A 24,796-nucleotide genomic window follows, 5' to 3' on the forward strand; every position below is an offset into this window, starting at 1 on the left:
ACCTGCCCAGTCTCGCCATTGCGAAATGAGCGGTATGTATCCGGAAAAAGGAGGAAAATTCTCGAAGTCGCTCCTAATTCGGCAATAAAATCGCGCGATATCAATGACATATTGTGCAGTGCGGCATCCATGCAACGCTCGCGCAGAATCTTGCCATAAGATGAACGGATCGCCGGCCCGATCGACCGTCTGGGCTGCCCGCGAGGCTCAGTCGCGCGAGATGGCGGGCCGCTGCAGAAGCGGACCCCACCAGGGCAGGATGAAAAGCACGAGCAGCAGCCAGATCAGGCCGACCGCCCAGCCGCCCGCCACATCGCTCGGCCAGTGCACGCCGAGCCACACCCGGCTGGCCCCCGTGGCGAGGATCATCGCGGCGCAGATCCATGTCACCACCCGGCTTCGCGCCAGCAGCGCGATCGCACCATAGAGCGCCATCGTACCTGCCGCATGGCCGCTGGGGAAGCTGGTGCCCACGGTCTCGATCACGCTCGTCGGCATATAGGGGATCATCATCATCGGGCGCGGCGCATTGAAGCCGAGCTTCACCACCCCGATGACGAGCGCGGTCCCCACGCCCGCGACCAGCAGCGGGATCAAGCGTTCGGGATGCCCCAGCTTGATGAAGACCAGCCCCACCGCCAGCACGATCAACGTGCGACCGCCGACCGCGCCCAGCCGGTCCAGCGCCACCGCGCCATGCGTCACAAGCCCCGCACCGCGCACGCCGTGGAGCTTGCCCGCCAGTCCCATCAGCCGCTCATCGATGGGCGCGAACAGGCCGGTGGGCTGGAGGAAGCCGATGGCCGCGACCAGCAACGCCAGACCGAGCGCAAAACTGAGCGCGACGCCCGGAGTTGGCAGTTGCCGCATCCGCCTTTGGATCAGATGTGGAGCGCCCGCCCATAAGCGGCCAGCACGCTCTCGTGCATGGATTCGCTGATAGTCGGGTGCGGGAAGACCGTCTGCATGAAGTCCTGCTCCACCAGCTCGGCCGTCTTGCCGATGGTGTAGCCCTGGATCATCTCGGTCACCTCGGCGCCGACCATATGCGCGCCGAGCAGCTCGCCAGTCTTGGCGTCGAACACCGTCTTCACGAAGCCTTCCGCCTCGCCGAGCGCGATCGCCTTGCCATTGCCGATGAACGGGAAGGTGCCGACCTTGACGGTATAGCCCGCGTCCTTGGCCTTCGCCTCGGTCAGGCCCACCGAGGCGACCTGCGGCTGGCAATAGGTGCAGCCCGGAATGTTGAGCGGGTCCATCTCATGCGGGTGGACATCCTTGTTGCCCAGCGCCTGCGCAATCGCCTCGGCGGCGGTCACGCCCTCATGGCTGGCCTTGTGCGCGAGCCATGGCGGCGCGGTGACATCGCCGATCGCCCAGATGCCATCGACGCCGGTGCGGCACAGGCCATCGGTCTTGATATGGCCGCGCTCCAGCGTGACGCCCAGCGCCTCTAGCCCGATATTCTCGGTGTTCGGGACGATGCCGATGGCGACGATGCAATGGCTGAACTCGCTGGTCTCGCTCTTGCCATCCTTGCCCTTGATGGCGGCGGTGACGCCCTTGTCGCTGGCCTTGAGGCTCTCCAGCGAGGCGCCGGTGACGATCTTCATGCCACGCTTCACCAGCTGCTTTTCGAGAAACGCAGAGACGTCCTTGTCCTCGACCGGCACGATGCGATCCATCATCTCGACCACGGTCACATCAGCGCCCATGTCGTTGTAGAAGCTCGCGAACTCGATGCCGATGGCGCCCGAGCCGATGACCAGCAGCTTGCCCGGCATTTCCGGCGGGGTCATCGCGGTGCGATAGGTCCAGATGCGCTTGCCGTCCGCCGGCGCGAACGGCAGGTCGCGTGCCCGCGCACCAGTCGCCACGATGATGTGTTTGGCGGCCAGATCGGTCTTCCTGCCGTCCTGGTCCGTCACCGAGAGCTTGCCTTTGCCGGTGATCGTGCCGGTGCCCATGTGCACGGCAACCTTGTTCTTCTTCATCAGGTGCGTGACGCCGGCATTGAGCTGCTTGGCGACACCGCGCGAGCGCTTCACCACCGCCTCGATATCCGCGCTGATCTTCTCGGCGGCCAGGCCATAATCCTTGGCGTGGCTCATATAATGGAAGATCTCAGCCGAACGCAGCAGCGCCTTGGTGGGGATGCAGCCCCAGTTGAGGCAGATGCCGCCCAGCAGTTCGCGCTCCACAATGGCCGTCTTGAGGCCAAGCTGGCTCGCGCGGATCGCCGCGACATAGCCGCCGGGGCCGGAACCGAGAACGATGACGTCATAGGATTCAGACACGAAATGCTCCATCCATGATGCCCTCTCCCCTTGAGGGAGAGGGGTCTAAAATGACCGACTGCGCCTTCATTGCGCGTTCGCCAGGGGCGGCACCCTGCGGGGGCGGCGCACTTCGTCGATGGCGACGAAGATGAACCGGGCCTGCGTGACCTTGTAGGTTTCCTCGCTGTGTCGCGCGCGGCGCCAGGCCTCGACCTCAATGGTCATCGACGTGCTGCCCACCTTCACGAGCGTCGCGAAGACGGAGACCTCGTCCCCCACCAGCACCGGGCGGTGGAACTGCATGCCTTCCACGGCGATGGTGACAGCTCGGCCCTTGCTGTGCCGCGAGGCGACAAGCGCCGCCGCCATATCCATCTGGCCCATCAGCCAGCCACCGAAAATGTCCCCATAGGGATTGGCATCCGCCGGCATCGCGGTGATCCGCGTCGCGGGCGCACCTTCCGGCAGGACATCCTCGTCAGCGGCCATGGTGCGCTTACGCCACCAGACCCAGCGGCGCCTCTACCAGTTCCTTGAACACCTTCATCAGCTCCGCACCGTCGGCGCCATCGATGGCGCGATGATCGAAGCTGCCGGTGGCGGACATGACGGTCGCGATGCCGAGCGCGTCGTCGATCACATAAGGCCGCTTCTCGCCTGCGCCGATCGCCATGATCATCGCCTGCGGCGGATTGATCACTGCCTCGAACTGCTTGATGCCCATCATGCCCATGTTGGAGAGGCTGGCCGTGCCGCCGGTGAACTCTTCCGGCTTGAGCTTGCCTTCCTTGGCGCGGGTGGCGAGGTCCTTCATCGCGGTCGAGATGGCGGAGACGGACTTGGCGCCGGCATCGGTGATGATCGGCGTGATCAGTCCGCCCTCGATGGACACCGCCACCGAGATGTCGGCCCGGCTGAACTTGAGCAGCTGGTCGCCGGCGAACTGCACATTGCACTTGGGTACGGCGATCAGCGCCTTGGCCAGCGCCTTGATGAGCAGATCGTTGACCGAGAGCTTCACGCCCTGCGATTCGAGCGCCTTGTTCAGCTCGCCGCGCAGCTTGAGCAGCGCATCGAGGCGCACATCCACGGTGAGGTAGATGTGCGGCACCTGCTGCTTCGATTCGGTGAGGCGGCGCGCAATGGTCTTGCGCATGTTCGAGAGCTTCTCGACCTCGTGCGGAATGCCGAAATCCTGCGCGGTCGCGGCCACCGGGGCAGGCGCGGCCGGAGCCGACGCTGCGGGCGCCGCGGACGGGCTCGCGGCGGGCTTGGGCGCGGTGCTGCCGGGCTTCACGCCCTCCAGATCGGCCTTCACGATGCGGCCATTGGGCCCCGTGCCCGAAACCGCGGCCAGATCGATGCCGCTGTTCGTGGCGATGCGGCGGGCAAGCGGGCTGGCCTTGACGCGATCGCCAGAGGAGGCAGCGACCGGCGCGGCAGTCGATTTCGCGACTTCCGGCTCCGGCTTGGGCGCGCTGGCGGCTTCCGGCTTCTTCTCCGGAGCGGCGTCGGCCTTGGGTGCGGGCTTGGCTGCAGCGGGGGCATCGCCGCTAGGCACCTCCTCGCCTTCCTCGACCAGAACCGCGATGACGGTGCCAACCTTCACATTGTCGGTCCCTTCGGCGACGAGGATCTTGCCGACGACCCCTTCGTCCACGGCTTCAAATTCCATGGTGGCCTTGTCGGTCTCGATTTCGGCGAGCAGATCGCCGGACGAGACGGTGTCGCCTTCCTTCACGAGCCATTTCGAAAGCGTGCCTTCCTCCATGGTCGGCGAGAGGGCGGGCATCTGGATATTGATCGCCATGGGGGCCAGGCTTTCCTGTTTTTCGGGTTGGACAATCACCGGCCACCTTCACGCTTTGCCCGTCGGGGTCAAGGCCATCCCTTGCATCCAGACCGAATTTCCCGCACCTACCGAGCCGGTTTCTTCGGGGGAGCAGGCGATGATGCGGACTTATCTCGTCGTGGTGGACGAAAGCAGCGAGGCGGAATCGGCCCTGCTGTTCGCCGCGCGCCGCGCTGCCAAGACGGGCGGCGGCGTGCATATGCTGGCGCTCGTGCCCAAGACCGAGTTCGTCCAATGGGGCGCCGTGCAGGCGACGATGGAGGAAGAAGCGCGCGCCCGCGCCGAGGCGCTCGCGGCCAGCGCTGCCGGCACGCTGATGGCGGAAGCTGGCATCCAGCCCGCGATCACGGTCAAGGTCGGCGATCCCGTGGCATCGGTGAAGGAGATGCTGGCCTCGGGAGAAACGGTCGCCGCGCTCGTGCTCGGCGCGGCGCCCAAGGGCGCGCCCGGCCCGCTGGTGGCACACTTTGCCGGCAATGATGCCGGCACCCTGCCCTGCCCGGTGATGATCATCCCCGGATCGCTGAGCCGTGAGGATATCGAGCGGCTGAGCTGAGGGTCCGCTGCCGCCAAGTCAAATCAAAGCCGTGCTCCTGCGAAAGCAGGAGCCTAGGGCGGCGAGGTTCGTCGGTTGAGCCCTGGGCTCCTGCCTTCGCAGGAGCACTGTTAATTTCATTACGACAATGAAAAAGGGGCCGACCTTCGCCAGCCCCTCCTTCAAAATCCAAGGCGGCGTGCTCAGCCCGGCTGGTTGGCCCGCTCGGCGCCATTGCCGTCCAGATTCTCCGCGACGAACGCCCAGTTGACGTGCTTCTTGAGGATCGTGTCCGCGAAGTTGGGGCGCGCGTTGCGATAATCGATGTAATAGGCGTGCTCCCACACATCGAGGATGAACAGCGGCGTATCGCCATGCGCCACCGGGCAATCGGCGTCGTGATAGCTGGTCACTTCCAGCTTGCCGTCCTTGAGGATCAGCGCGGCCCAGCCGCTGGCGAAGTGGCCGACGGCTTCCGCCTTCAGCTTCTCGATCAGCGCGTCGGTCGAGCCGAAGCCTTCGTTGATGAGATCGGCCAGCTTGCCGCTCGGCTGCTGCGTCTCGGGCGAGAGGCACTGCCAGAAGAAGCTGTGGTTCCAGATCTGGCCGACCTGATTGAACAGCCCGCCCTTGGAGGACTTGATGAGCTCCACGAGCGACTTGCCCTGCAGCGCCGGATCAGCGGCGACCAGCTCATTGGCCTTCGTCACATAGGCATTGTGGTGCTTGCCGTGGTGATAGTCGAAGGTCTCGGCCGACATGTCATCGGCAAAGGCGGTCTTGGCATAGGGAAGGTCGGGCAGTGTGAATGCCATGGCGCTAATCTCCTCTTGGTGCATTAAAGTCGTTCTGCAGGCGAAACGCGCAGGCGCGCGATTCGTGTCGGTTGCCCGCAGCAGATGGCGCGTAGACCGGCAGCTTTCCAGTCATCTCCCCCGATCAGCGCCAAATATAATTTCGATATGACAGCGGCGCGACTTTGGCATAGCCTGTGCGATGGCCGATAACCGGCTTTAGGGGAGGGTGCGGTCAAAGCACCCGGCAAACGACTGGGGGAGCATCATGACGAAACTGTTCGGCAATCTGCATCTCGTCCTGCTGATCGGGGTTATTCTGACCCTGGCTGTCATTTACGGCATTGGCCCGAATGGCGAATCCGTCTCCGCCGCCTTGCGCTGGCTCCACACCTTCTTCGGCATTTTGTGGATCGGCCTGCTCTATTACTTCAACTTCGTGCAGATCCCGACCATGCCCAAGGTGCCGGCAGAGCTGAAACCGGGCGTCTCCAAGTTCATCGCGCCCTCCGCGCTGTTCTTCTTCCGCTGGGCCGCCGCGCTGACCGTGCTGACCGGTTTGCTGGTGGCATGGCGCACCGGCTATCTGCACGAGGCGTTCGCGTTCAAGGCGCCCTATCAACTGATCGGCCTTGGCATGTGGCTCGCCCTGATCATGGCGATCAACGTGTGGTTCGTGATCTGGCCGGCGCAAAAGAAGGCGCTGGGGCTGGCGGCCGCCGACGATGCGACCAAGGCCAGCGCTGCGACCCGCGCGATGATCTTCAGCCGCACCAACACGCTGCTGTCGATCCCGATGCTCTACTGCATGGTGAACTTCAACGGCGGCTGAGCGGCCGGCGCCCTGCGCGAGGCGGCAAGCGCCTCAAAGCAGGGCGTGTTTCTTCAGGCAGTGCCGCAACTGGTCGTAGGAGAGCCCGATCGCCTTGGCCGTGGCGCGCTGGTTGAAGCGGTGGCGCTGGAGGGCATGGCGCAGGATCGCGGCCTCGTGCGCGTCGACAGCGCCGCGAAAGTCGGCGACATCGTCCAGCGCGATCAGCAATCGTCCATCTTCGACTGCACCCTCCTCGGAAGGACCGGCGACAGGCGCCGCGGTGGCGGTAGCGGGTTTTCCCGGCATCGGCTGCGGCTTCCAGGGCGAAGCAAAGGGATCGAGCTGGATCTCGTCGATCGGCCGATCCGGATCGGGCCAGCGATACACGGCGCGCTCGACGACATTGCGCAGCTCGCGCACATTGCCGGGCCAGCGATAGGCATTGAGCGCCGTCATCATCCGCTTGGAAAAGCCCGGCCAGGACGACCAGCCGCATTCCGATGCCATCTTGCGCGCGAAATGCTCGACCAGAACGTCGACATCGCCCTCGCGCCCGCGCAGAGGCGGCAGGGTAATCACCTCGAAGCTCAGCCGGTCGAGCAGGTCGGCCCGGAACCGCCCGGCTTCCACCGCATCGGGCAGATGCTCGTTGGTCGCCCCGACGATGCGCACATCCACGGTGAGCGGCCGCGAACTGCCGATGCGCGTCACTTCGCCATATTCCACGGCGCGCAGCAGCCGCTCCTGCGCCGCCATGGAGAGCGTGCCCAGTTCATCGAGGAACAGGGTTCCGCCATCAGCCTCCTCGAAGCGACCGGCCCGCGCCCGTGTCGCGCCGGTGAAGGCGCCGGCCTCATGGCCGAACAGCTCGGCCTCGATCAGCGTCTCGGGCAAGGCGGCGCAGTTCATGATGATGAGCGGCCCATCCCAGCGCTGGGAAAGGCGATGGATGCGCTCGGCGATCAGCTCCTTGCCGGTACCCCGCTCGCCGATGACCAGCACCGGGCGGTTGAGATCGGCCGCGCGGCCGGCCTGCTCGACCGCATCCAGAAAGGCGAGGGATTCCCCGACAAAATGCGTCGTCTTTTCCATTCCCAACTTTTAGGGATATTTCCCAACTCATTGCAACAAACAATGCTTCGCGCCCACCTCGATCAAGAAGAAATTGGCGAAAATCCGGGCTTCTCAGAAATTGGCACGCCCCCTGCACTGCATTGGGCAATCCGCCAATGAGCGGGATTTGAAGGCCTAACCAGGATCAGGAAGAGACCGCCATGTTGAACACAATCGACCGCTTCGGTGCTCAGACCGCTGCAGCATGTCTTACCCTCATTTTCAGCGCCATCATGGTGATCGGCGCTGTCGGCCCTGCTGTCACCGGCAACCCTGCCGCCACGACTGCAGCGGCTCTGGACAACACACCGGGCAAGCCGTCACAATCCCTTGTGTGACGGCTTCAAGGTCGGGGCAGCACACCCCCGCTGCCCCGACCGAACCGCCTCAGTTGGAGTATGTACATGAGTATTTTCTCTCGCACCCGGGACATCATTGCCGCCAACGTGACCGATCTGCTGGATCGGGCCGAGGACCCGGCCAAGATGATCCGCATGATCATCCTCGAAATGGAGGAGACGCTGGTCGAGGTGCGTGCATCGGCAGCGCGGACCATCGCCGACCAGAAGGAGATGCGTCGCCACATCGCCAAGCTCGACGCCCTGCAGGAAAGCTGGGTCGAGAAGGCGCAGCTCGCCCTCTCCAAGGATCGCGAAGACCTTGCCAAAGCCGCGCTGGTCGAGAAGCAGAAGGCCGGCGACATGGCCGAGCAGCTGCGCGGGCAGATTGCCATGCTGGATGAGGCGCTGGCCGCATCCGAAGAGGACATCGCCAAGCTGCAGGCCAAGCTGCGCGAGGCGCGCGTCCGGCAGAACAGCCTCGTCGCCCGCATGGAGAGCGCACAGACGCGCCGGCGCGCGCGCGAGATGTACAATGGTGAGCGCGTGCAGGACGCCTTCTCCCGCTTCGAACTGCTGGAGCGCCGGGTCGATCTGGCCGAAGGCGAGGCCGATGCCATGGGTCTGGGCGGTCAGCCCAAGACGCTGGAGCAGGAGATCGCCGAACTCCAATCCGCCGACAAGGTGGAAGCCGAACTCGCGGCGCTCAAGGCCGCGCAAGCCAGGAAGGATTGATCCATGGAGGACGTCTTTCTGCCCATCGTCATCTGCGGGATGCTGTTCATCGGCATGCCGTGGCTGATCTTCCACTATGTCACCAAGTGGAAGCAGGCACCCAAGATCACCGACGAGGACGAACGGCTGCTCGATGAGATGCACATGCTCGCCCGTCGCCTGGAGGAGCGCCTCCAGACGGTCGAGCGGATCATCGCCGCCGATAATCCCGATTTCCGTCCAGCCCGCCCGAGCGCGAGCGACGATCCCTATTTCGACAGGAGGAACTGAGATGTCCGCCCGCCGCACCAAATTCTACCTCGACAAAAAGAATGCCAAAGCCATGGGCGTGTGCGCCGGCATTGCCGACTATATGGGCATCGATGTGCTCTGGGTCCGCATTGGCGCCGTACTCGTGACGCTGGCTGGCGGCTTCCCGTGGACGGTGATCGCCTATCTGCTCGCCGCCTGGATGGCCGAGCCCAAGCCGACCGGCCTCTATGCCGACCGGGAAGACGAGCGCTTCTGGCAGGGCGTGCGTACCAATCCGGCGCGCTCCACCCGCGATGTGCGCAGCAAGTTCCGCGACATCGACCGGCGCCTGTCCGACATCGAGACCTTCTACACCAGCCGCAACACCCGGCTCGCCGACGAGATCGACAGCCTGCGCTGACAAGACGCGAGGCGAATGAGAGGCGCAACAGCGCTCGATTACAGGGAAATTTGAACCATGGATCCTATCACCGCAGACGCCGTCGTCGAATCGATGCCGCTCATCGTCGGCGCCAGTTCACTGATCGGCCTGCTGGCCATCGCCGGATGGGTCTTCAACACATGGCTGCGCGTCCGGCACGGCTATCCGCTCGAGAACAGCTGGGGCAAGGCGGTCTACCCGCAGAAGAATGAGGAGATGAGCGAGCGCATCAAGCTGCTCAGCCAGGAAAATGCTCAACTGCGTGCCGAGCTTGGCGCGGTCAAGGATCGGCTGGCCAATGTCGAGCGCATCGTAACCGACAGCGCCCTGCATCTGACCAACGAGATCGAGAGCCTGCGCACCCCCTCCAACTGATCGGGAGTTCCTATCATGTCTGCTTCAATGCTGGTCTTCTTCATGATTGTCGTTGGCATCCCGGTCATCGCGCGTACGTGGAGCAACGCCATGCAACACAAGATGAAGTTGCGTGAGCGGGAGCTGGACGTGCTCGGCACGCAGACGGCGGAGAAGGCCGCGCAATATGCCGCGCAGGTCGAGCGGCTGGAGCAGCGGGTGCGGGTGCTGGAGCGCATCGTGACCGATCGCGGCGCCGCCCTCGCCCATGAAATCGATCAGCTCGGCGGCGCTGAATCCGCCCCGCACGAAATCCCCACGCGGACCGACCACTAAGACATCGACAGGAGGAGATAGAGTCATGACCGATCTTGACGTCGTGAAGCACGCCATGACCATGATAGCGCTAACTTTATCATTCGCACTTGTCGCCCTGGCCTCGCTCAAGGGCTGGAACGGATGGCTGGCGCTCAAGCGGGCGGAGCTGGACATGGCCCCCAGCCGCGCCGCCCCGCGCGCGCCGACCCCGGACGCACCCCTGGCCAGCGGGCTGATAGAGATGGCCGACCTCAAGGAGCGCGTCCGCAAGCTGGAAGCCATCGCCGCCGGCATCGACGTCTGACCCAAAGAGTTTCACTGGCCTCCCGCGCGCCGCGACCTATATGGGCGGCATGACGACATTGCAGACCATCCAGGACGATTACGAACTGCTCGAAGGCGATGAGCGCTACCGGCTGCTGATCGATCTGGGCCGCGAACTGGAGCCGATGCCGGACGCGCTGAAGACGGACGCGACGCTCGTGCGGGGCTGCTCCGCCTCCGTCTGGGTCTACCCGACACGGCTGGACAATGGCGCGCTGCATTTCCTCGCGGACAGCAATGCCGCCATCACCAAGGGCATCATCGCCTTGGTCCTCCTCACCGTGCAGGACCGGATGCCGGCGGAGGTCGCGACGTTCGATATCGAACAGGCGCTGGCGCCCTTCGACCTCAAGCGCCAGCTCTCGTCCAACCGCACCCAAGGGCTGCCGAACATGATCGCGCTGATCCGGGAAACGGCGACTCGCCTGCAAGCGGAGGATGCTGCCGGTTGAAAAGGGGGCGGTTGACAGGCTCGCATCACAGCTTGCAGGTTGGGCGCCATGCCGGTGAGCGGTTTTCACCGCAGTGTAATTGGAATGCGGCCTCCGTCACGAACAGGGCGGGCGCCAGAAGAAACAGGTGGCGCATTGATTGATCCCAAGCATTTCCGCGACGTTCTCGGCAGTTATCCCACCGGCGTATGCGTCATCACCTCAAATAATGCGGACGGTCAGCGCTGGGGTCTGGCGGTCGGCACTTTTTCTTCGATCTCGCTAGACCCGCCGCTGGTCGGCTTCCTGCCCGACAAGCGCTCGGGAAGCTGGGCCAATATCGCCACCACCGGCCGCTTCTGCGTGAATGTGCTCGGCAATGCCCAGCTGGAAACCTGCCGGCGATTCGCCTCGCGGCATGACGACAAGTTCGAGGGCATGGCCCATGGCACCAGCCCCGGCGGCCTGCCGATTCTCGATGGTGCGCTCGCATGGATCGAATGCGCGATCGAAAAGGTTGTCGAACTGGGCGACCATCTTCTCGTCGTCGGCGCGGTGCAGGCCATGGAGCGTGCGCCCGAGGGATCGCCGCTGATCTTCTATCGCGGCGGCTATCACCGACTGATCGATCTGGAAGACGCCACCGCCTGACCGGCTCACGCCCAGCCGAACGGCAGGATCGCCTCCAGCACCGGTAAAGGCGGCTTGCCCGGCACCTGCCGCCCGCTGCGCATCAGGAAGACATGGCGGACGATCTCCGCCTGCTGCTCGATCCCGTAGCGCGCGAACGGCTTGCCCGGCTGGAAGTCGTAATCATAGCGGCAGAACGGGTGCCGTCGCAGCAGCAGGTTGATACCGGTCTGGTGCTGCCAGACATGCGTCATTTCGTGAATGAACAGCCCTTGTGCCGAGAGATCGCCGGCGCCGAAGCAATCGCAGTAGCTGCGCCCCTGCGGATGGAAATGAATGTGCCCGCGCGGCGCCATGACGATGGCACGCGGCTGGAAGGGCCACCATTTGCGATTGCGAATTCGCACCTCATCAAGCGCGATCGCATCGCCGAACATGCGCTCGACCAGCGCGCGCTCCGGCTGCGACAGCGGCCGATCGACGGCGCCAATGTGCGGGGATGGGACGGCCATGCAGCCGAGATAGGCGCCCTTGCCTCACCGGCAAGGCCCGCCTCTCCCGGCGCATGCCCGCCGGCCGTCACTCGCTCTTGAGATCGAGAACCGAAACCGCCGCCAGAATGACGCCAAAGACCGCAACCATGCCGATGAAGGTCAGGACCGGCCACTGCATAAGAAGGTTCATCGCGAATGCTCCTGCAAACCATGGGATGAGCCCTCTTTTCACCGAACGGCGCTGCCAACATTGATCGGCATCAAACGCGCGCGCCCGCCCCATCCCGGCGGAATTTTTTACGGATAATCACAGCTCCCCTCTTCCCGTGCGTAAAAACCGACAATCTTGCCCAAGTCTGACAGGTCCATTCATCGGGCGGTCATCTGGGCTGCCTTAGAAAAGCGATGTGGCGCGGGGACTGACCTCGGGATTCCCCCCTGTTGCCCGGGCTTCGCCCCGCACCACATGCGCAAAAATTCAGGCGCTTTCTTCGAGCCCCCGCTCCATGCCCCCCGGAGCGGGGGTTTTCGATGTCCGCGCGATCCGCCCGGTCTGATGCCGCGGCGCACAGCCCCCCGAGTCAAAATAATCGCTTCGCGGCTTGGGTTCGGCGCCGAGGGCGGCTAGGGACTTTGGCCATGTCGACCAAGCAGACTCTCAAGATCGCCTCCTGGAATATCAACAGCGTCCGCGCCCGCCTCGAAATCGTCGAGCGTTTCCTCACCGAGTATCAGCCGGACGTTCTGTGCATGCAGGAGACGAAGGTCGTGGACGGCTCCTTTCCGGAGGGCCTGTTCCGCCGGCTCGGCTATAATCATCAGGTGCTACACGGCCAGCCGATGCACCATGGCGTGGCCATCGTCAGCCGCATTCCGGTGCGTGAGGACGAGCGACTCGATTGGCAAGCCAATGGCGAGGCGCGCCATATTGGCGTGCGGCTGGAAAACGGGCTGCGCATCGAGAATGTCTACGTGCCCGCCGGCGGCGAAGAGCCGGACCGCACGATCAACCGCAAGTTCGGCCAGAAGCTCGATTTTCTGCAACGCATGATCGACTGGTCGGGCAAGCTCGGCGGATCGACCTTGCTGCTCGGCGACTTCAACGTCGCGCCGCTGGAGTGCGACGTGTGGAGCCACAAGCAGCTCGTCAACGTCGTCAGCCACACGCAGATCGAGCGCGACCTGCTCGGCCATCTCCAAAGCTCGCACAACTGGATCGACCTTGGCCGGCGCTTCGTGCCCGCGCCCGAGCGGCTCTACACCTGGTGGAGCTACCGCGCGCAGGATTGGGCAAAGTCGGATCGTGGCCGCCGGCTCGACCATATGTGGCTGAGCCCCGATCTCGCCGAGACGGCGGTGTCGCATCAGGTCGCCGAGGATTGCCGCAGCTGGACGCGCCCCTCGGACCACGCTCCGCTGATCACGGAATTCGCCTTCTAATGGGCGCGCGATAATGGACGGGCGCGCTGCGGCTCGCGCCATCGATGCCCTTCGGCGTGGCTGGCCCATCCGGCTGGTCGATGCAGGTGTCGATGCAGGTGGGGCACTGACGCTGCTGCCTGTGGAAGGCGCAACGCCGACCAGCCTCTCCTCCTTCGACCCGGCGGCGGAGGCGCCGCTGCTGCTCTCCGCCGCGCGCGCCGTCACGCTCAAGCTCGCCAACCAGCGGGAGGCGGCGGACCCACAGGCGCCGGCCCTCATCGCCCGCGAGCGCTGGATCGATTCACCGGCCGCCGCCATGGCCATTGCCGATCCGGTGCGCGATCTCGCGACGCCGCTCAAAGGCCCGTTCCGCGCCCTGCCAGTGCCGCACCCGGCCCTCGCCGCCGCCGCCCTCACCCTTGCGCGCCTCGCCGGCATGTTGCCCGCCTTCTTCATCGGCTCCGAGGACGCCGAGGCCGAGGTGCAGCTGAGCGCGGACGATATCGCCACTTATGCAGACCCGACCCGGCTCGCCATCGCCGCCCGCGCGCGTCTGCCCGTCGAAGCCAGCGTGGATGCGCAGATCATCGCCTTCCGCTCGCCGGAAGATCCCCGCGAGCACATCGCCCTCGTCATCGGCGAGCGCGATGGCAGCGCCCCGGTCGTCCGCCTGCACAGCGAGTGCCTGACCGGCGACGTGCTCGGCTCGCTCAAATGCGATTGCGGCCCGCAATTGCATGGCGCGCTGCACGAGATCGCCCATGCGCGCTGGGGCGTTCTGCTCTACCTGCGGCAGGAGGGGCGCGGCATCGGCCTGATCAACAAGCTGCGCGCCTATCAGCTGCAGGATCAGGGCTTCGACACGGTAGACGCCAATGTCCGCCTGGGCTTCGCCATTGATGCGCGCGATTTCGGCGTGGCGGCGCGGATGCTCGATCTGTTGGGCATCGACGAAATCCGGCTGCTCACCAACAATCCGGAGAAGGTCGCCGGCCTGGAATCGCAGGGCATCCGCGTGGCCGAACGGCTGCCGCTGGCTTTGCCCTCCAATCCCCATAATGAGCGCTATCTCGCCACCAAGCGGGACCGCACCGGCCACCAATTGTGAGCGAAGCGCCGGCCATTCTGGTCGATGGCGAGGCGGGGCGCCTGACCATCGGCGACTGGTCCTGCGCCTGTGTCGTCGGCAAGGGCGGGCTCATCGCTGCGGCGGACAAGCGCGAGGGCGATGGCGCCTCGCCCATCGGTGACTGGCCGGTTCGCGCCGCGCTGCTTCGCCCCGGCCGCATCGATGCCACTCAGGCGCCCGCAATCCCGTGGCGCTGGCTCCGGCCGAACGATGGCTGGAGCGATGATCCCGCCGACCCGGCCTATAACCGCCCCGTCCATCTGCCGCGCCACACCAGCCACGAGCGGCTTGCGCGCGAGGATCAGGCCTATGACGTCATCATCGTCCTTGGCCATAATGATGCGCCGCCAGCGCCCGGCATGGGCAGCGCGATCTTCTTCCATCAATGGGTAATCGGCGAGAATGGCCAGCCCAAGGCGACCGAAGGCTGTGTCGCCATCGCCCCGGAGGATATGCGCACCGTCCTTGGGCTGCTTCGCCCCGGCATGATGCTCCGCTTGCGATAGCCCATCCTGCCGCGTTCAACGGCTCGTCGCGAAACCACCCCATGGTAAGCAGCGCTTAACCACAGGGGCCTCACCTGCCGGGGCGACCACAAGGTGATTCATGAACGCATATCTCGAAGACGGGCGGACCGACGCAGCATGGCAAGCCATTTGCCGGTCCCAAGGCGTCATCGAATTCAGCCCGGAAGGCACCATCCTGTGGGCCAATGACGTCCTGCTCGAGACATTGGGCTACCGCCTTGATGAGGTGGTCGGCGAGCATCATCGCATCTTCTGCGCGCCATCCTTCGTGCGCTCCACTGACTATGCGGCCTTCTGGCGGACGCTGACCTCCGGCGCGTTCCACGCCGGCCGCTATGAGCGGCGCTCACGCGGCGGCGCCTCTGTCTATCTTCAGGCCACCTATAATCCCGTTGTCGATTGTCAGGGCAGACCGGTGCGCATCCTCAAGATCGCCTCCGACGTCACCCGGCAGGTCCAGCTCGAACAGGAAGTGCAGGCCCGCTATGAGGAAAGCCAGCGCCTGCAGGGTGAATTGCAGCGCGGCAATGCCCGGCTCCAGTCCACCATGGCCGAACTGGCGGCCATCGTGACCACGATCGGCGCCATCGCGAACCAGACCAACCTGCTGGCGCTCAACGCGCGCATCGAAGCCGCCCGCGCCGGCGAGGCCGGTCAGGGCTTCGCGGTCGTCGCCAATGAGGTGAAGAAGCTGGCCGGGGACACGCGCCTCGCGACCTCCCGCGCGGCGGACATGATGAAGCACAGCATCGCGCCGGACATCGCCGCCTGAGCTACTCCGCCGCATCCTCCAGCGAGGCGCTGGGTTCGGATGCCGCCAACCCCGCCTCCGGGTTCATCCGCTCGGCCTGCTGGCGCATCCACATCTGGGCATAATGGCCGCCGAGCGCGAGCAATTGCGCGTGCGTACCCTGCTCGACCACGCGGCCGTCATCCATCACGATGATGCTGTCGGCATGGACGATGGTCGAGAGCCGGTGCGCGACGATGATCGTCGTACGCCGCGCCGCCACGTCATCGAGCACGGTCTGGATCGCTGCTTCCGTGCGGCTGTCGAGCGCACTGGTCGCTTCGTCGAGGACCAGGATCGGCGGATCTTTCACCAGCGTGCGCGCGATGGCGACGCGCTGCTTCTCGCCCCCGGAGAGCTTCAGGCCGCGCTCGCCCACCCGCGTGTCATAGCCCTTGGGCAGCGAGTCGATGAAGCGGTCGATCGCCGCCCCGCGCGCACCGGCCTCGATATCCGCCTGCGTCGCGCCGTCGCGGCCATAAGCGATGTTGTAGCCGATGGTATCGTTGAACAGCACCATGTCCTGCGGCACGATGCCGATGGCGGCGCGCAGCGAGGTCTGTTGCACGCGGGCGATATCCTGCCCGTCGATGAGGATGCGGCCGCCCTGAATATCGTAGAAGCGGAAGAGCAGCCGCGCGATGGTCGACTTGCCCGCGCCGGAATGCCCGACCACCGCCAGCGTCGTGCCCGCCGCGACATGGAAACTCACGCCCTTGAGGATCGTTCGGTCGGGATCATAGCCGAACACCACGTCCTCGAAGCGGATATCGCCCGCCATCACCGCCAGCGGCGGCGCATTGGGCACGTCCTTGATCTCGGTCTCAGTATCGATCAGCCGGAACATCGCCTCCATGTCGATGAGGCCCTGCCGGATCGTCCGATACACCATGCCGAGCAGATCGAGCGGGCGGAAAAGCTGCATCAGCAGCGCATTCACCAGCACGACATCGCCCGGCGTGAACCGGCCCTGCGCCCAGCCCCACACCGTGAACGCCATCGCGCCGCCCATCATCACATTGGTGATGAGCGCCTGGCCGATGTTGAGCATCGCAAGGCTGTTGTTGCTCTTGGTCGCCGCGTTCATGTAGCTGCGCTGCGCAGCCCCGTAGCGCGCGGCCTCGCGGTCCTCCGCCGTGAAATATTTGACCGTCTCGAAGTTGAGCAGGCTGTCCACGGCATGGGCTGTCGCGCCGGTATCGAGATCGACCATCTCCCGCCGCAGCGCGTTGCGCCATTCGGTGATCTTCTGCGTGAAGGCCGTGTAGAGCGCGATCATCACCAACGTGCCCGCCACCAGCCCGAAGCCGAACTTGACCTGGAAGATGATGCACACCGCGATCAGCTCGATCGCCGTCGGGGCGATGTTGAAGAGCAGGAAGTGCAGCATCGTCTCGATGGACGTGGTGCCCCGCTCGATGACCTTGGTGACGCCGCCGGTCTTGCGGTTGAGGTGGAAGCGCAGCGAGAGATTGTGCAGGTGGCGCAGCGTCTGCTCCGCCATCAGCCGCTGGGCATTCCGCCCGACCCGCTCGAAGGCGACATTGCGCAGATTATCCGAGACGACGCCGCCAAAGCGCGCGCCTGCATAAGCCAGCACCAGCCCCAAGGCGACGGCCACCCCCGCCTGCATCCCCGGCCCCATCCGGTCGATGATACCCTTATAGGCGAAGGGCATGACGAGGATGATCGCCTTGCCCAGCAACACCAGCACCAGCGCGACGATGATCCGCGCCTTGAGATTGGGCTCACCCGCCGGCCAGAGATACGGCAGGAAGCGCCGCAACGTCGCCCATGCGGGCGGCGTGGGCAGATCCTTATCCTGAGTGTCCGGTGGCATGGATGCCAGTTAGGCGCGCGGCCACCGCTTGCCAAGGGTGGTGATTACCCAACGCACAAGAGCGGCCCTGCCCAACTCACGCCCGCGCGCTGAAGACGCTCCAGCCGGTCGCTTCGGCCAGCCGTTCCAGGGCGCGCGTGCCGAGGTGGGAGTTGCCGCTTTCGTTGAGGCCGGGCGACCAGACGGCGATGCTCGCCTTGCCGGGTACGACGGCGAGAATGCCACCGCCGACACCGGATTTGCCCGGCATCCCCACCCGAAAGGCGAAGTCGCCGCTGGCGTCATAATGGCCGCAGGTCAGCATCAGCGCGTTGATGCGGCGAGCGCGGCGAGGCGAGACCACGCGCCCGCCCGCCGGCTGGCGGCCATCCAGCATGAGGAAGCGGCCGGCCTGCGCCAGCTGCACGCAGTCCATGGCGATGGCGCATTGGTGGAAATAGCAGCCCGTCAACAGATCGACGGGATTGTGGATGTTGCCGAAGGCCCGCATGTAATTGGCCAGCGCGATGTTCCGGTAGCCCGTCTCCGCCTCGCCCCGCGCCACGCTTTCATCGATGGCGATGCTCTCGTCATCGGCCAGATAGCGCACGAAGCGCAGCAGCGCGCCGATGGATTCGCGCGGTTGATGGCCGGAGAGATTGACGTCCGCCACCACCAGCGCGCCGGCGTTGATGAACGGATTGCGCGGAATGCCCTGTTCGGCCTCAAGCTGGACGATGGAGTTGAAGGCATTGCCGGAAGGCTCGCGGCCGACGCGCTTCCAGAGCTGGTCCCCCACCTTGCCGAGCGCCATGGTGAGCGCGAACACCTTGGAGATGGACTGGATCGAAAAGCTCGTGCGCGCATCCCCGCCCATGGCGATGGTCCCATCCGCGCCGACAATGGCCATGCCGAACTGATCCGGGGAGACGTTGGCTAGGCCGGGGATATAGGTCGCGACGGCGCCGCGATCCCGTTCGGCCGCCATGGCCGCGACGATCTCGTCGACGATTGTCTGCAGGTCGCCAGCCATCGGAGCGATCAATGGATGACGATATCGGCCGGCTCCTGCGGCAGCTCATCGCGTGAGGTGCTGGCGATCACCTGCGCCGCGACAAGATCGCCCACCACATTCACCGTGGTGCGACACATATCGAGGAAGCGGTCCACACCCAGCACGAGCCCGATGCCCGCCGGGGGCACGCCCACGCTGGCGAGGATGAGCGCGATCACCGGCAGCGTGCCGGCCGGAACGCCCGCCGTGCCGATCCCGCCCATGATGCAGATGAGCATCACGACGAGCTGCTGGCCCAGCGTCAGATCGACGCCGAAAAACTGCGCGAGAAACAGCACCGTCACGCCCTCGAACATGGCTGAGCCATTCTGGTTGGCAGTGGCGCCGATGGTGAGCACGAAGCGGGAGATGGGGCGCGGAAGCTTCAGTTTCTCCTCGGCGACCCGCAACGATGTGGGCAGGGTCGCATTGGAAGAGGCCGTGGCGAAAGCCATCACGCTGGCTTCTTGCGTCTCGCGGAAGAAGGCGATGGGATTCTTGCCGGCGATGAACTTGAGGATGAGCGGAAACACGCCGAACATCTGCAGGCCGAGCGCCAGCAGCACGACAAAGACAAAGGCGGAAAGACGCCCGATCAGTTCCCAGCCAAACAGCGCCGCCAGATTGAACATGAAGCAGAAGATGGCGATGGGCGCGAGCTTGATGACAAGGCCGATGAGCCGCATCGAGACCTCGAAAATGCCTTCGAACCCGGCCTTGATCGTCGCGGTCTTCGCTGGATCGACCAGCAGGAAGCCGACGCCGAAGAAGAGCGCAAAGAACATCACCGCCAGAATGTCGTTCGCGCTCATCGCCGCGACGAAATTGGTCGGCACGATCGCCAGCACCGCCTCGACGCCGGTTTTGGACTCGCCGGCCTGCGCCACGATGGAGGCCGCCCCTTCCGAGGATTGCGCGATCATGCTGCGGGCCAGCGCCGGATCGATGCCGCCGCCCGGCTGGAGCAGATTGACGAGTGCCAGAGAGATGGCGACCGAAATGCTGGAAACGACGACCGTGTAGAGCAAGGTGCGCAGGCCCACGGTCTTGAGATGCCGCGCCTCACCCATATCCGCCACACCCACGATCAGGGCCGATACCAGCAGCGGAATGATGAGCATGAACAACAGGCGCAGGAAGATCTGGCCGATGGGCTGGGTGACATAGGTGGTGACGATGGCCACCCAGGCCGCGTCCGCCGCGACGCTGTGGACGATCAGCCCCAGCGCCAGCCCCGCCAGGAACCCGCCGAGCATCCAGTATTGCAGGCGCGTTTCCTTGCGGTCTTCGCCCGCGCTGGCTTCGGTCATGCTCGATCCCCTTTTGGTGTTGCGAGGCAGGCTAACAGTGCGGGGAGCGCATCGCAAATACGCAAAAAGCCACTCAGCATCCCAGAAGATGCAACGCCACCTCGCGCTGATGCGGGGCACGGCGATGCTCGACCAGATAGATGCCCTGCCAGGTGCCGAGCGCCAGCCGCCCGCCGATCAGCGGCACGCTGAGCGAAACGCCGGTCAGTACGGCCTTGAGATGCGCCGGCATATCATCCGGCCCTTCATCGTCATGGAGATAGCGCTGGTCCTCAGGCGCCATCCGCGCCAGCCAGGCGAGCAGATCTTTCTGCACCGCCGGCGCGGCATTTTCCTGAATGGTGAGCGAGGCGGAGGTGTGACGACAGAAAACGGTCAGCAGGCCTTCGTCCATGCCCTGCGCCAAAGCCCAGCGCGCAACCTCGCGGCTGATCTCCACCATGGCCTGCCCGGGCGTCGCAATGCGCAGGACCGTGCTGGCCTGCCGCAGATCAGCCATGACCGGCGGGCGCAAAGATCATGAGCAGCCCTCAACCCACTGGACCTGCTCCCACTGGCCGATGCGCCAGCTCTGCACGGTCTTGCCGTCCGTCTCCGCGATCAGGCCCGTGGGCGCATTGGCCCGATGGAACACCAGATAATGGCCGGTCGGGCCGGTATAGGGATGCGGCTGCACCTTGGCCGAACCGAGCCGCTTGATCGCCTCGGCTTCGCTCTGACCAACGCGCAGGCCAAATGGTCCCTCATGCTGCGCATCGGAGACATCGACCCGCACGACATGGTCGCCATCCAGCATCACCGCCGCGTCCGGCCAGCCCTTGAAATGCGCATAGGTGCAGGTCGAGCCCGGCATGGGATCGTCCCGGCCGGCGACCGCAAGCCCTTGCGCGGCCAGTTCGGCGAGGGTCGCGCCGATGCGGATCGGCCCGACCCGGTCGAGCGTCTCTGCCTCCGCCGGCTCCTCAGCCGCATTCGCCGCGTCGGCGCTGTCGTTGGCCGGCGCAATGATGTTGCTATCCGCCTGCGCACCATTGTCCGGATCTGCAGGCTGGGATTGGCAGGCGGCAAGGCTTGCCAGAGCGAGGATTGCGAACGCCGCCCTCATCCGCACTGCGCCCGGTGGAGCAGCGCCTGATCGGCCAGCACCAGCGCCATCATCGCCTCGACCACCGGCACGCCACGAATGCCGACGCAGGGATCATGGCGACCCTTGGTGCGGATGTCCGCTGCCGCACCTTCGCGCGTCACCGTTTCCTGCGGAATGAGGATCGAGCTGGTCGGCTTGAACGCCACCCGCACCCGGATCGGCTGACCGGTGGCGATACCGCCGGCGATGCCACCGGCATGATTGGCAAGGAAGACGGGGCGACCGTCATTGCCCGGCCGCATCGGGTCGGCATTCTCTTCGCCGCGCAGGCGGGCAGCGGCAAAGCCATCGCCAATCTCCACGCCCTTCACCGCGTTGATGCTCATCATCGCCGCCGCCAGTTCGCTGTCCAGCTTGGCATAGAGCGGCGCGCCCCAGCCGGCAGGCACGCCCATGGCGACGCATTCGACCACGGCGCCGAGCGAGGAGCCATCCTTGCGGGCCGCATCGACAAGCGCTTCCCAGCGCGCGGCCGCAGCCGGGTCCGGGCAGAAGAAGGGATTGTTGCCGATCTCGCTGGCATCGAATGCCGCAGGATCGATGGCGTCCCCGCCGATTTCGCTGACATAGCCGAGGATCTGGACCTGCGGCACCACCAGCCGCGCCACGGCGCCCGCCGCAACCCGGCTCGCTGTCTCGCGCGCCGAGGAGCGTCCGCCGCCGCGATAATCGCGCAGGCCATATTTGGCGTCATAGGCATAATCGGCATGGCCGGGCCGATAGGCTTGCGCGACCTCGGAATAATCCTTGGAGCGCTGGTCGACATTCTCGATCATCAGGCTGATCGGGGTGCCGGTCGTCTTCCCCTCGAACACGCCGGAGAGGATGCGCACTTGGTCCGGCTCCTGCCGCTGGGTGGTGAAGCGCGAGGTGCCCGGGCGGCGCTTGTCCAGCCAGGGCTGCACATCGGTCTCGCTCAGCGCCAGTCCCGGCGGGCAGCCATCCACCACGGCTCCGATGGCCGGGCCGTGGCTTTCGCCCCAGGTGGTGAAGCGGAAGACCCGCCCGAAACTATTGAAGCTCATGCCATTCTTTCCAGCTCAGCCGCCAGGGCAGCGCAGACGGCTGCGCTGCCGCTCATCCCTTGTCGAGCGCGATATCCGGCGCGTCCTCGGCCTTCATGCCAATGACGTTATAGCCTGCATCGACATGATGAATCTCGCCAGTTACGCCGGAGGCGAGATCGGAGAGCAGATACAGCCCGGCCCCGCCGACATCCTCGATGGTGACGTTGCGGCGCAGCGGCGAGTTCAGCTCGTTCCACTTGAGGATGTAGCGGAAGTCGCCGATGCCCGATGCCGCGAGCGTCTTGATCGGCCCTGCGGAAATGGCGTTCACGCGGATATTCTGCGGCCCCAGATCCATGGCGAGATATTTGACACTGGTCTCCAGCGCAGCCTTGGCGACGCCCATCACATTATAGTGGGGGATCACCTTCTCGGCGCCGTAATAGGTCAGCGTGACGATCGACCCGCCTTCGCTCATCATCGGCACCGCGCGCTTCGTCACGGCGACGAGGCTGTAGGCCGAGACGTTCATCGTCAGCAGGAAGTTTTCCAGGCTGGTGTCGACATAGCCGCCGCGCAACTCGTTCTTGTCCGAGAAGCCGATGGCGTGGACCACGAAGTCGATGGTCGGCCAGCGCGCGGCCAGCCCCTCGAAGCAGGCATCGACAGACGCCATGTCCGACACGTCGCAGGGCAACAGAAAATCAGAGCCGACTTCCGCCGCCAGCGGGCGCACGCGCCGCTCCAGCGCCTCGCCCAGATAGGAGAAGGCCATTTGTGCGCCCTGCGCGTGAAGTGCCTTGGCAATACCCCAGGCCAGCGACTTGTCGTTGGCCAACCCCATGATGAGGCCGCGTTTGCCGGCCATAAGGCCTGTCATGATGTTGGATCCTCCGTCTCTTCCGCCGGTTCTTCCCCGTCCGGGAAATCAGCCAGCGCGGCGTTGAGTTCGGCGCCAATTACCACGCCAAGCCCAATGATGAAGAAAAAAATGAGCGTGATCATCGCGCCCGCCAGACCGCCATAGGTCAGGCTGTAGCTGGTAATGTTGGAGAAGAAGAGCGGCAGCAGCAACGAGGTGACATACCACCAGCCCGCCGTGAACGCCGCGCCGGGCCATTTCGGGAAGCGCTTGGCGCGATAACGGCTCGGCGTCAGCGCTGCGAAGATGAAGTAAAGCGCGAGATAAAGGATGATCGCCGGCACGAAGCGGGTGGCGGTGAGAATGGCGAAAGCCTGGTCGCTGCCGGGCAGCAATTGCTCGACGATCGTCTCCGCCGCCACCAGCAGAACCTGCAGGGAAAGCGCCAGCAGCGCGCCGAAGACACTGAGCACGATGATGCCCATGGCCCGCAACCGGTAATGCCAGAAGGGCGATGTCGAGCGCGTGCCATAGGCCCGGCGGAGAATGTCGCGGATCGTCTCGATCAAGCTGCCCACGGTCCACAGGCCGATGATGGCACCCAGCCAGAGCAAGGGCCCGGTGCGCGCCTCCAGCACATCGACGATCGCCGGCCGCAGCACCTGCGCGACGCTGGGCGGCACCGTCAGCAGAAAGCCGTTCACCGTTTCGAGACCGGCGCGGGTCCGCCCGAGGATCTGCGCGATCGCCGCAGCAAGGATGAAGAAGGGGAAAACCGCGACCAGCGTCAGATAAGCGAGATTGCCGGCATGGATGAAGCCGTCATTATAAACGCCGACCGCGACGCGCTTGACCACGGCCAGGGCGCGGCTCGCCCAGCGACTCCGCTCGATTTCCGCGCGCAGGCGCTCGCCCCGATCGCGCAACCGGCGGCGACGCGCTTCAGGCGATTGCGGAGAGGGATTGGTCAGCACGCCCGATCTCTAGAACAAAGCGGCAGGCGAGGGAATCGCCCACATGCGCCTCTCGCCACCGACCATAGCGCAGGGCTCGCCCGCGCCGGGATCACACGCCCAGATGCGTCCGCAACGGCCGCGTGTCGCTCCAGCTCTCCACGAAAGCCTTGAGCGCGGCATCATGGCCCGGCACGTCGATCATCAGCGTGACGAGCTGGTCACCGCGACCACCGCTTTTGCGATGGAAACCCTTGCCCTTGAGCCGCAGCGTCTGCCCGGAATGCGCGCCCGCCGGAACAGCGAGCATCACCGGCCCATCGACCGTGGGTACCTTGACGCGCGCGCCGGCAACGGCCTCGTTGAGGCTGATCGGCAGGTCCAGCCGCACATTGTCGCCATCGCGCTTGTAGAAAGCGTGATCGCCGATCTCGATGGTGACGATGGCATCGCCCGCGCCAGCCGGGCCCGGCTGGCCCTTGCCGCTGAGCTTCATCTGGGTGCCATTCTCGACACCGGCAGGGAGCTTGAGATCGATGGTCTTGCCATCGGCGAGCGTAATGCGCTGCGGCGCCAGCGTCGCGGCATCGACGAACGGCACGGACAGGCGATAGGCCATGTTGGCACCCCGCTGCGGTGGTGGCGCACCGCGCCCGCCAAAGCCGAAGCCGCCGCCCGGTCGCCCCCGGCCGCCGCTGAACAGCCCCTCAAAAATGTCCGAGAAGTCCGCGCCGCCGGCCCCGAACTCGAAGCCTTCCGGCCCGCCGCCCTGTGACCGGCCCCCGCCCTGTCCGCCAAAGCCGAAGGGATGCGTGGGGTTGCCGTCGGCATCGATCTCGCCCCGGTCGAACCGGGCGCGCTTGTCCTTGTCGGACAGCAGATCATAGGCGCGCGTCACCTCGGAGAATTTCTCCGCGGCCTTGGGATTGTCCTTGTTCCGGTCCGGATGCAGCTCCTTGGCGAGCTTGCGATAGGCGGACTTGATCGCCGCCTCGTCCGCACTGCGGGGGACGCCCAGCAGCGAATAGGGATCAGCCATGTCGTTCTACCCACCCGTTCACGAAGATATCATGCCTCATGGCATTCATCTGG

General features: G+C 65.2%; 31 protein-coding genes. 15 read left to right on the forward strand and 16 right to left on the reverse strand.

Features of this window, described 5'->3' with window-relative positions; genetic code table 11:
• Window positions 1–207: 207 nt before the first annotated feature.
• From M2343_RS12050 to M2343_RS12065, 4 genes are all read right to left on the reverse strand, one after another.
• Window positions 208–870 (reverse strand): phosphatase PAP2 family protein, encoded by a 663-nt coding sequence (locus M2343_RS12050; RefSeq protein WP_264576852.1) that lies wholly within the window; start codon window positions 868–870, stop codon window positions 208–210.
• An 11-nt stretch (window positions 871–881) separates the two neighbouring features.
• Entirely contained in the window at window positions 882–2,297 is a 1,416-nt protein-coding gene (gene lpdA, locus M2343_RS12055) for a dihydrolipoyl dehydrogenase (protein ID WP_264576853.1), read from the reverse strand.
• 66 nt (window positions 2,298–2,363) lie between these two features.
• Window positions 2,364–2,768: an acyl-CoA thioesterase gene (locus M2343_RS12060; RefSeq protein ID WP_181560855.1), complete on the reverse strand. Its 405-nt coding sequence runs from the start codon at window positions 2,766–2,768 to the stop codon at window positions 2,364–2,366.
• Between the two features lie 7 nt (window positions 2,769–2,775).
• On the reverse strand, window positions 2,776–4,089 hold the full coding sequence (locus tag M2343_RS12065) for a pyruvate dehydrogenase complex dihydrolipoamide acetyltransferase (RefSeq protein ID WP_264576854.1): 1,314 nt from the start codon (window positions 4,087–4,089) through the stop codon (window positions 2,776–2,778).
• A gap of 142 nt (window positions 4,090–4,231) precedes the next feature.
• Here M2343_RS12065 and M2343_RS12070 point away from each other — a divergent pair, with 142 nt between their 5' ends.
• The gene (locus tag M2343_RS12070; protein WP_181561548.1) at window positions 4,232–4,687 is read left to right on the forward strand and encodes a universal stress protein; all 456 of its coding nucleotides are present in this window, start codon (window positions 4,232–4,234) and stop codon (window positions 4,685–4,687) included.
• Window positions 4,688–4,869: 182 nt separating this feature from the next.
• On the opposite strand, the gene M2343_RS12075 is transcribed toward M2343_RS12070, so the two are convergent.
• A complete protein-coding gene (locus M2343_RS12075) occupies window positions 4,870–5,481 on the reverse strand; it encodes a superoxide dismutase (protein ID WP_264576855.1) in 612 nt (203 codons plus the stop codon).
• Window positions 5,482–5,728: 247 nt separating this feature from the next.
• Between M2343_RS12075 and M2343_RS12080 the strand changes: the two genes are divergently transcribed.
• Window positions 5,729–6,292, forward strand: coding sequence for a urate hydroxylase PuuD (locus M2343_RS12080; RefSeq protein WP_264576856.1), 564 nt, complete (start codon window positions 5,729–5,731; stop codon window positions 6,290–6,292).
• A gap of 33 nt (window positions 6,293–6,325) precedes the next feature.
• Here M2343_RS12080 and pspF read toward each other — a convergent pair whose 3' ends face one another.
• The gene (gene pspF / locus M2343_RS12085; RefSeq protein ID WP_264576857.1) at window positions 6,326–7,366 is read right to left on the reverse strand and encodes a phage shock protein operon transcriptional activator; all 1,041 of its coding nucleotides are present in this window, start codon (window positions 7,364–7,366) and stop codon (window positions 6,326–6,328) included.
• Window positions 7,367–7,548: 182 nt separating this feature from the next.
• On the opposite strand from pspF, the gene M2343_RS12090 reads away from it, so the two are divergent.
• From M2343_RS12090 to M2343_RS12130, 9 genes are all read left to right on the forward strand, one after another.
• Window positions 7,549–7,725 (forward strand): hypothetical protein, encoded by a 177-nt coding sequence (locus M2343_RS12090; RefSeq protein ID WP_264576858.1) that lies wholly within the window; start codon window positions 7,549–7,551, stop codon window positions 7,723–7,725.
• 66 nt (window positions 7,726–7,791) lie between these two features.
• Window positions 7,792–8,460, forward strand: coding sequence for a phage shock protein PspA (pspA, locus tag M2343_RS12095; protein WP_181560861.1), 669 nt, complete (start codon window positions 7,792–7,794; stop codon window positions 8,458–8,460).
• Between the two features lie 3 nt (window positions 8,461–8,463).
• Window positions 8,464–8,730 carry an envelope stress response membrane protein PspB gene (gene pspB / locus M2343_RS12100; RefSeq protein ID WP_181560862.1) on the forward strand — a complete coding sequence of 89 codons (267 nt, stop codon included), beginning with the start codon at window positions 8,464–8,466 and terminating at the stop codon, window positions 8,728–8,730.
• Window position 8,731: 1 nt separating this feature from the next.
• A complete protein-coding gene (gene pspC / locus M2343_RS12105) occupies window positions 8,732–9,112 on the forward strand; it encodes an envelope stress response membrane protein PspC (protein WP_181560863.1) in 381 nt (126 codons plus the stop codon).
• 93 nt (window positions 9,113–9,205) lie between these two features.
• Complete coding sequence (locus M2343_RS12110) at window positions 9,206–9,508, forward strand: cell division protein ZapB (RefSeq protein WP_264577555.1); 303 nt, start codon at window positions 9,206–9,208, stop codon at window positions 9,506–9,508.
• 15 nt (window positions 9,509–9,523) lie between these two features.
• On the forward strand, window positions 9,524–9,823 hold the full coding sequence (locus M2343_RS12115) for a hypothetical protein (RefSeq protein WP_264576859.1): 300 nt from the start codon (window positions 9,524–9,526) through the stop codon (window positions 9,821–9,823).
• 25 nt (window positions 9,824–9,848) lie between these two features.
• Entirely contained in the window at window positions 9,849–10,109 is a 261-nt protein-coding gene (locus M2343_RS12120) for a hypothetical protein (protein WP_264576860.1), read from the forward strand.
• Window positions 10,110–10,149: 40 nt separating this feature from the next.
• Window positions 10,150–10,581, forward strand: coding sequence for a SufE family protein (locus M2343_RS12125; RefSeq protein WP_413715179.1), 432 nt, complete (start codon window positions 10,150–10,152; stop codon window positions 10,579–10,581).
• Window positions 10,582–10,716: 135 nt separating this feature from the next.
• Complete coding sequence (locus tag M2343_RS12130) at window positions 10,717–11,211, forward strand: flavin reductase family protein (RefSeq protein WP_264576861.1); 495 nt, start codon at window positions 10,717–10,719, stop codon at window positions 11,209–11,211.
• Window positions 11,212–11,216: 5 nt separating this feature from the next.
• On the opposite strand, the gene M2343_RS12135 is transcribed toward M2343_RS12130, so the two are convergent.
• A complete protein-coding gene (locus tag M2343_RS12135; protein ID WP_264576862.1) occupies window positions 11,217–11,702 on the reverse strand; it encodes a vgr related protein in 486 nt (161 codons plus the stop codon).
• 621 nt (window positions 11,703–12,323) lie between these two features.
• On the opposite strand from M2343_RS12135, the gene M2343_RS12140 reads away from it, so the two are divergent.
• The 4 genes from M2343_RS12140 (at window position 12,324) to M2343_RS12155 (ending at window position 15,534) form a co-directional block, all read left to right on the forward strand.
• The gene (locus tag M2343_RS12140; protein WP_264576863.1) at window positions 12,324–13,124 is read left to right on the forward strand and encodes an exodeoxyribonuclease III; all 801 of its coding nucleotides are present in this window, start codon (window positions 12,324–12,326) and stop codon (window positions 13,122–13,124) included.
• 13 nt (window positions 13,125–13,137) lie between these two features.
• The gene (gene ribA, locus M2343_RS12145; protein ID WP_264576864.1) at window positions 13,138–14,214 is read left to right on the forward strand and encodes a GTP cyclohydrolase II; all 1,077 of its coding nucleotides are present in this window, start codon (window positions 13,138–13,140) and stop codon (window positions 14,212–14,214) included.
• Window positions 14,211–14,741 carry a L,D-transpeptidase family protein gene (locus M2343_RS12150; RefSeq protein ID WP_264576865.1) on the forward strand — a complete coding sequence of 177 codons (531 nt, stop codon included), beginning with the start codon at window positions 14,211–14,213 and terminating at the stop codon, window positions 14,739–14,741. Before ribA ends, M2343_RS12150 begins: the two co-directional genes overlap by 4 nt.
• Window positions 14,742–14,841: 100 nt before the next feature.
• The gene (locus M2343_RS12155) at window positions 14,842–15,534 is read left to right on the forward strand and encodes a methyl-accepting chemotaxis protein (RefSeq protein ID WP_264576866.1); all 693 of its coding nucleotides are present in this window, start codon (window positions 14,842–14,844) and stop codon (window positions 15,532–15,534) included.
• Between the two features lies 1 nt (window position 15,535).
• On the opposite strand, the gene M2343_RS12160 is transcribed toward M2343_RS12155, so the two are convergent.
• The 9 genes from M2343_RS12160 to M2343_RS12200 form a co-directional block, all read right to left on the reverse strand.
• On the reverse strand, window positions 15,536–17,392 hold the full coding sequence (locus M2343_RS12160) for an ABCB family ABC transporter ATP-binding protein/permease (protein WP_264576867.1): 1,857 nt from the start codon (window positions 17,390–17,392) through the stop codon (window positions 15,536–15,538).
• A gap of 76 nt (window positions 17,393–17,468) precedes the next feature.
• Entirely contained in the window at window positions 17,469–18,404 is a 936-nt protein-coding gene (locus M2343_RS12165) for a glutaminase (RefSeq protein ID WP_413716018.1), read from the reverse strand.
• An 8-nt stretch (window positions 18,405–18,412) separates the two neighbouring features.
• Window positions 18,413–19,735, reverse strand: coding sequence for a dicarboxylate/amino acid:cation symporter (locus M2343_RS12170; RefSeq protein ID WP_264576869.1), 1,323 nt, complete (start codon window positions 19,733–19,735; stop codon window positions 18,413–18,415).
• A gap of 73 nt (window positions 19,736–19,808) precedes the next feature.
• Window positions 19,809–20,225, reverse strand: coding sequence for a secondary thiamine-phosphate synthase enzyme YjbQ (locus M2343_RS12175; RefSeq protein WP_264577556.1), 417 nt, complete (start codon window positions 20,223–20,225; stop codon window positions 19,809–19,811).
• A 27-nt stretch (window positions 20,226–20,252) separates the two neighbouring features.
• Entirely contained in the window at window positions 20,253–20,840 is a 588-nt protein-coding gene (locus M2343_RS12180; protein WP_264576870.1) for a hypothetical protein, read from the reverse strand.
• Entirely contained in the window at window positions 20,837–21,907 is a 1,071-nt protein-coding gene (gene aroC / locus M2343_RS12185) for a chorismate synthase (RefSeq protein WP_264576871.1), read from the reverse strand. The genes M2343_RS12180 and aroC overlap by 4 nt, the downstream gene beginning before the upstream one ends.
• A 52-nt stretch (window positions 21,908–21,959) precedes the next feature.
• Window positions 21,960–22,769, reverse strand: a complete 810-nt coding sequence (gene fabI / locus M2343_RS12190; protein ID WP_181560875.1) for an enoyl-ACP reductase FabI — start codon at window positions 22,767–22,769, stop codon at window positions 21,960–21,962.
• Entirely contained in the window at window positions 22,766–23,722 is a 957-nt protein-coding gene (locus M2343_RS12195; RefSeq protein ID WP_264572320.1) for a YihY/virulence factor BrkB family protein, read from the reverse strand. The genes fabI and M2343_RS12195 overlap by 4 nt, the downstream gene beginning before the upstream one ends.
• Before the next feature lie 94 nt (window positions 23,723–23,816).
• Window positions 23,817–24,743 (reverse strand): DnaJ C-terminal domain-containing protein, encoded by a 927-nt coding sequence (locus tag M2343_RS12200; protein WP_264576872.1) that lies wholly within the window; start codon window positions 24,741–24,743, stop codon window positions 23,817–23,819.
• Window positions 24,744–24,796 lie beyond the last annotated feature (53 nt).

This window comes from Sphingobium sp. B8D3B, assembly GCF_025961875.1.
In the GTDB taxonomy this organism is placed as follows: Bacteria; Pseudomonadota; Alphaproteobacteria; order Sphingomonadales; family Sphingomonadaceae; genus Sphingobium.

Coding starts and splice junctions, on each gene's coding strand:
- aroC (WP_264576871.1), bottom strand. CDS start 21,907: ATGAGCTTCAATAGTTTCGGGCGGGTCTTCCGCTTCACCACCTGGGGC.
- M2343_RS12170 (WP_264576869.1), bottom strand. CDS start 19,735: ATGACCGAAGCCAGCGCGGGCGAAGACCGCAAGGAAACGCGCCTGCAA.
- M2343_RS12110 (WP_264577555.1), top strand. CDS start 9,206: ATGCCGCTCATCGTCGGCGCCAGTTCACTGATCGGCCTGCTGGCCATC.
- M2343_RS12200 (WP_264576872.1), bottom strand. CDS start 24,743: ATGGCTGATCCCTATTCGCTGCTGGGCGTCCCCCGCAGTGCGGACGAG.
- M2343_RS12155 (WP_264576866.1), top strand. CDS start 14,842: ATGAACGCATATCTCGAAGACGGGCGGACCGACGCAGCATGGCAAGCC.
- pspA (WP_181560861.1), top strand. CDS start 7,792: ATGAGTATTTTCTCTCGCACCCGGGACATCATTGCCGCCAACGTGACC.
- M2343_RS12115 (WP_264576859.1), top strand. CDS start 9,524: ATGTCTGCTTCAATGCTGGTCTTCTTCATGATTGTCGTTGGCATCCCG.
- pspC (WP_181560863.1), top strand. CDS start 8,732: ATGTCCGCCCGCCGCACCAAATTCTACCTCGACAAAAAGAATGCCAAA.
- M2343_RS12135 (WP_264576862.1), bottom strand. CDS start 11,702: ATGGCCGTCCCATCCCCGCACATTGGCGCCGTCGATCGGCCGCTGTCG.
- M2343_RS12160 (WP_264576867.1), bottom strand. CDS start 17,392: ATGCCACCGGACACTCAGGATAAGGATCTGCCCACGCCGCCCGCATGG.
- M2343_RS12180 (WP_264576870.1), bottom strand. CDS start 20,840: ATGAGGGCGGCGTTCGCAATCCTCGCTCTGGCAAGCCTTGCCGCCTGC.
- M2343_RS12060 (WP_181560855.1), bottom strand. CDS start 2,768: ATGGCCGCTGACGAGGATGTCCTGCCGGAAGGTGCGCCCGCGACGCGG.
- M2343_RS12075 (WP_264576855.1), bottom strand. CDS start 5,481: ATGGCATTCACACTGCCCGACCTTCCCTATGCCAAGACCGCCTTTGCC.
- M2343_RS12050 (WP_264576852.1), bottom strand. CDS start 870: ATGCGGCAACTGCCAACTCCGGGCGTCGCGCTCAGTTTTGCGCTCGGT.
- fabI (WP_181560875.1), bottom strand. CDS start 22,769: ATGACAGGCCTTATGGCCGGCAAACGCGGCCTCATCATGGGGTTGGCC.
- pspF (WP_264576857.1), bottom strand. CDS start 7,366: ATGGAAAAGACGACGCATTTTGTCGGGGAATCCCTCGCCTTTCTGGAT.
- pspB (WP_181560862.1), top strand. CDS start 8,464: ATGGAGGACGTCTTTCTGCCCATCGTCATCTGCGGGATGCTGTTCATC.
- M2343_RS12070 (WP_181561548.1), top strand. CDS start 4,232: ATGCGGACTTATCTCGTCGTGGTGGACGAAAGCAGCGAGGCGGAATCG.
- ribA (WP_264576864.1), top strand. CDS start 13,138: ATGGACGGGCGCGCTGCGGCTCGCGCCATCGATGCCCTTCGGCGTGGC.
- M2343_RS12090 (WP_264576858.1), top strand. CDS start 7,549: ATGTTGAACACAATCGACCGCTTCGGTGCTCAGACCGCTGCAGCATGT.
- M2343_RS12140 (WP_264576863.1), top strand. CDS start 12,324: ATGTCGACCAAGCAGACTCTCAAGATCGCCTCCTGGAATATCAACAGC.
- M2343_RS12165 (WP_413716018.1), bottom strand. CDS start 18,404: ATGGCTGGCGACCTGCAGACAATCGTCGACGAGATCGTCGCGGCCATG.
- M2343_RS12120 (WP_264576860.1), top strand. CDS start 9,849: ATGACCGATCTTGACGTCGTGAAGCACGCCATGACCATGATAGCGCTA.
- M2343_RS12080 (WP_264576856.1), top strand. CDS start 5,729: ATGACGAAACTGTTCGGCAATCTGCATCTCGTCCTGCTGATCGGGGTT.
- M2343_RS12065 (WP_264576854.1), bottom strand. CDS start 4,089: ATGGCGATCAATATCCAGATGCCCGCCCTCTCGCCGACCATGGAGGAA.
- M2343_RS12125 (WP_413715179.1), top strand. CDS start 10,150: ATGGGCGGCATGACGACATTGCAGACCATCCAGGACGATTACGAACTG.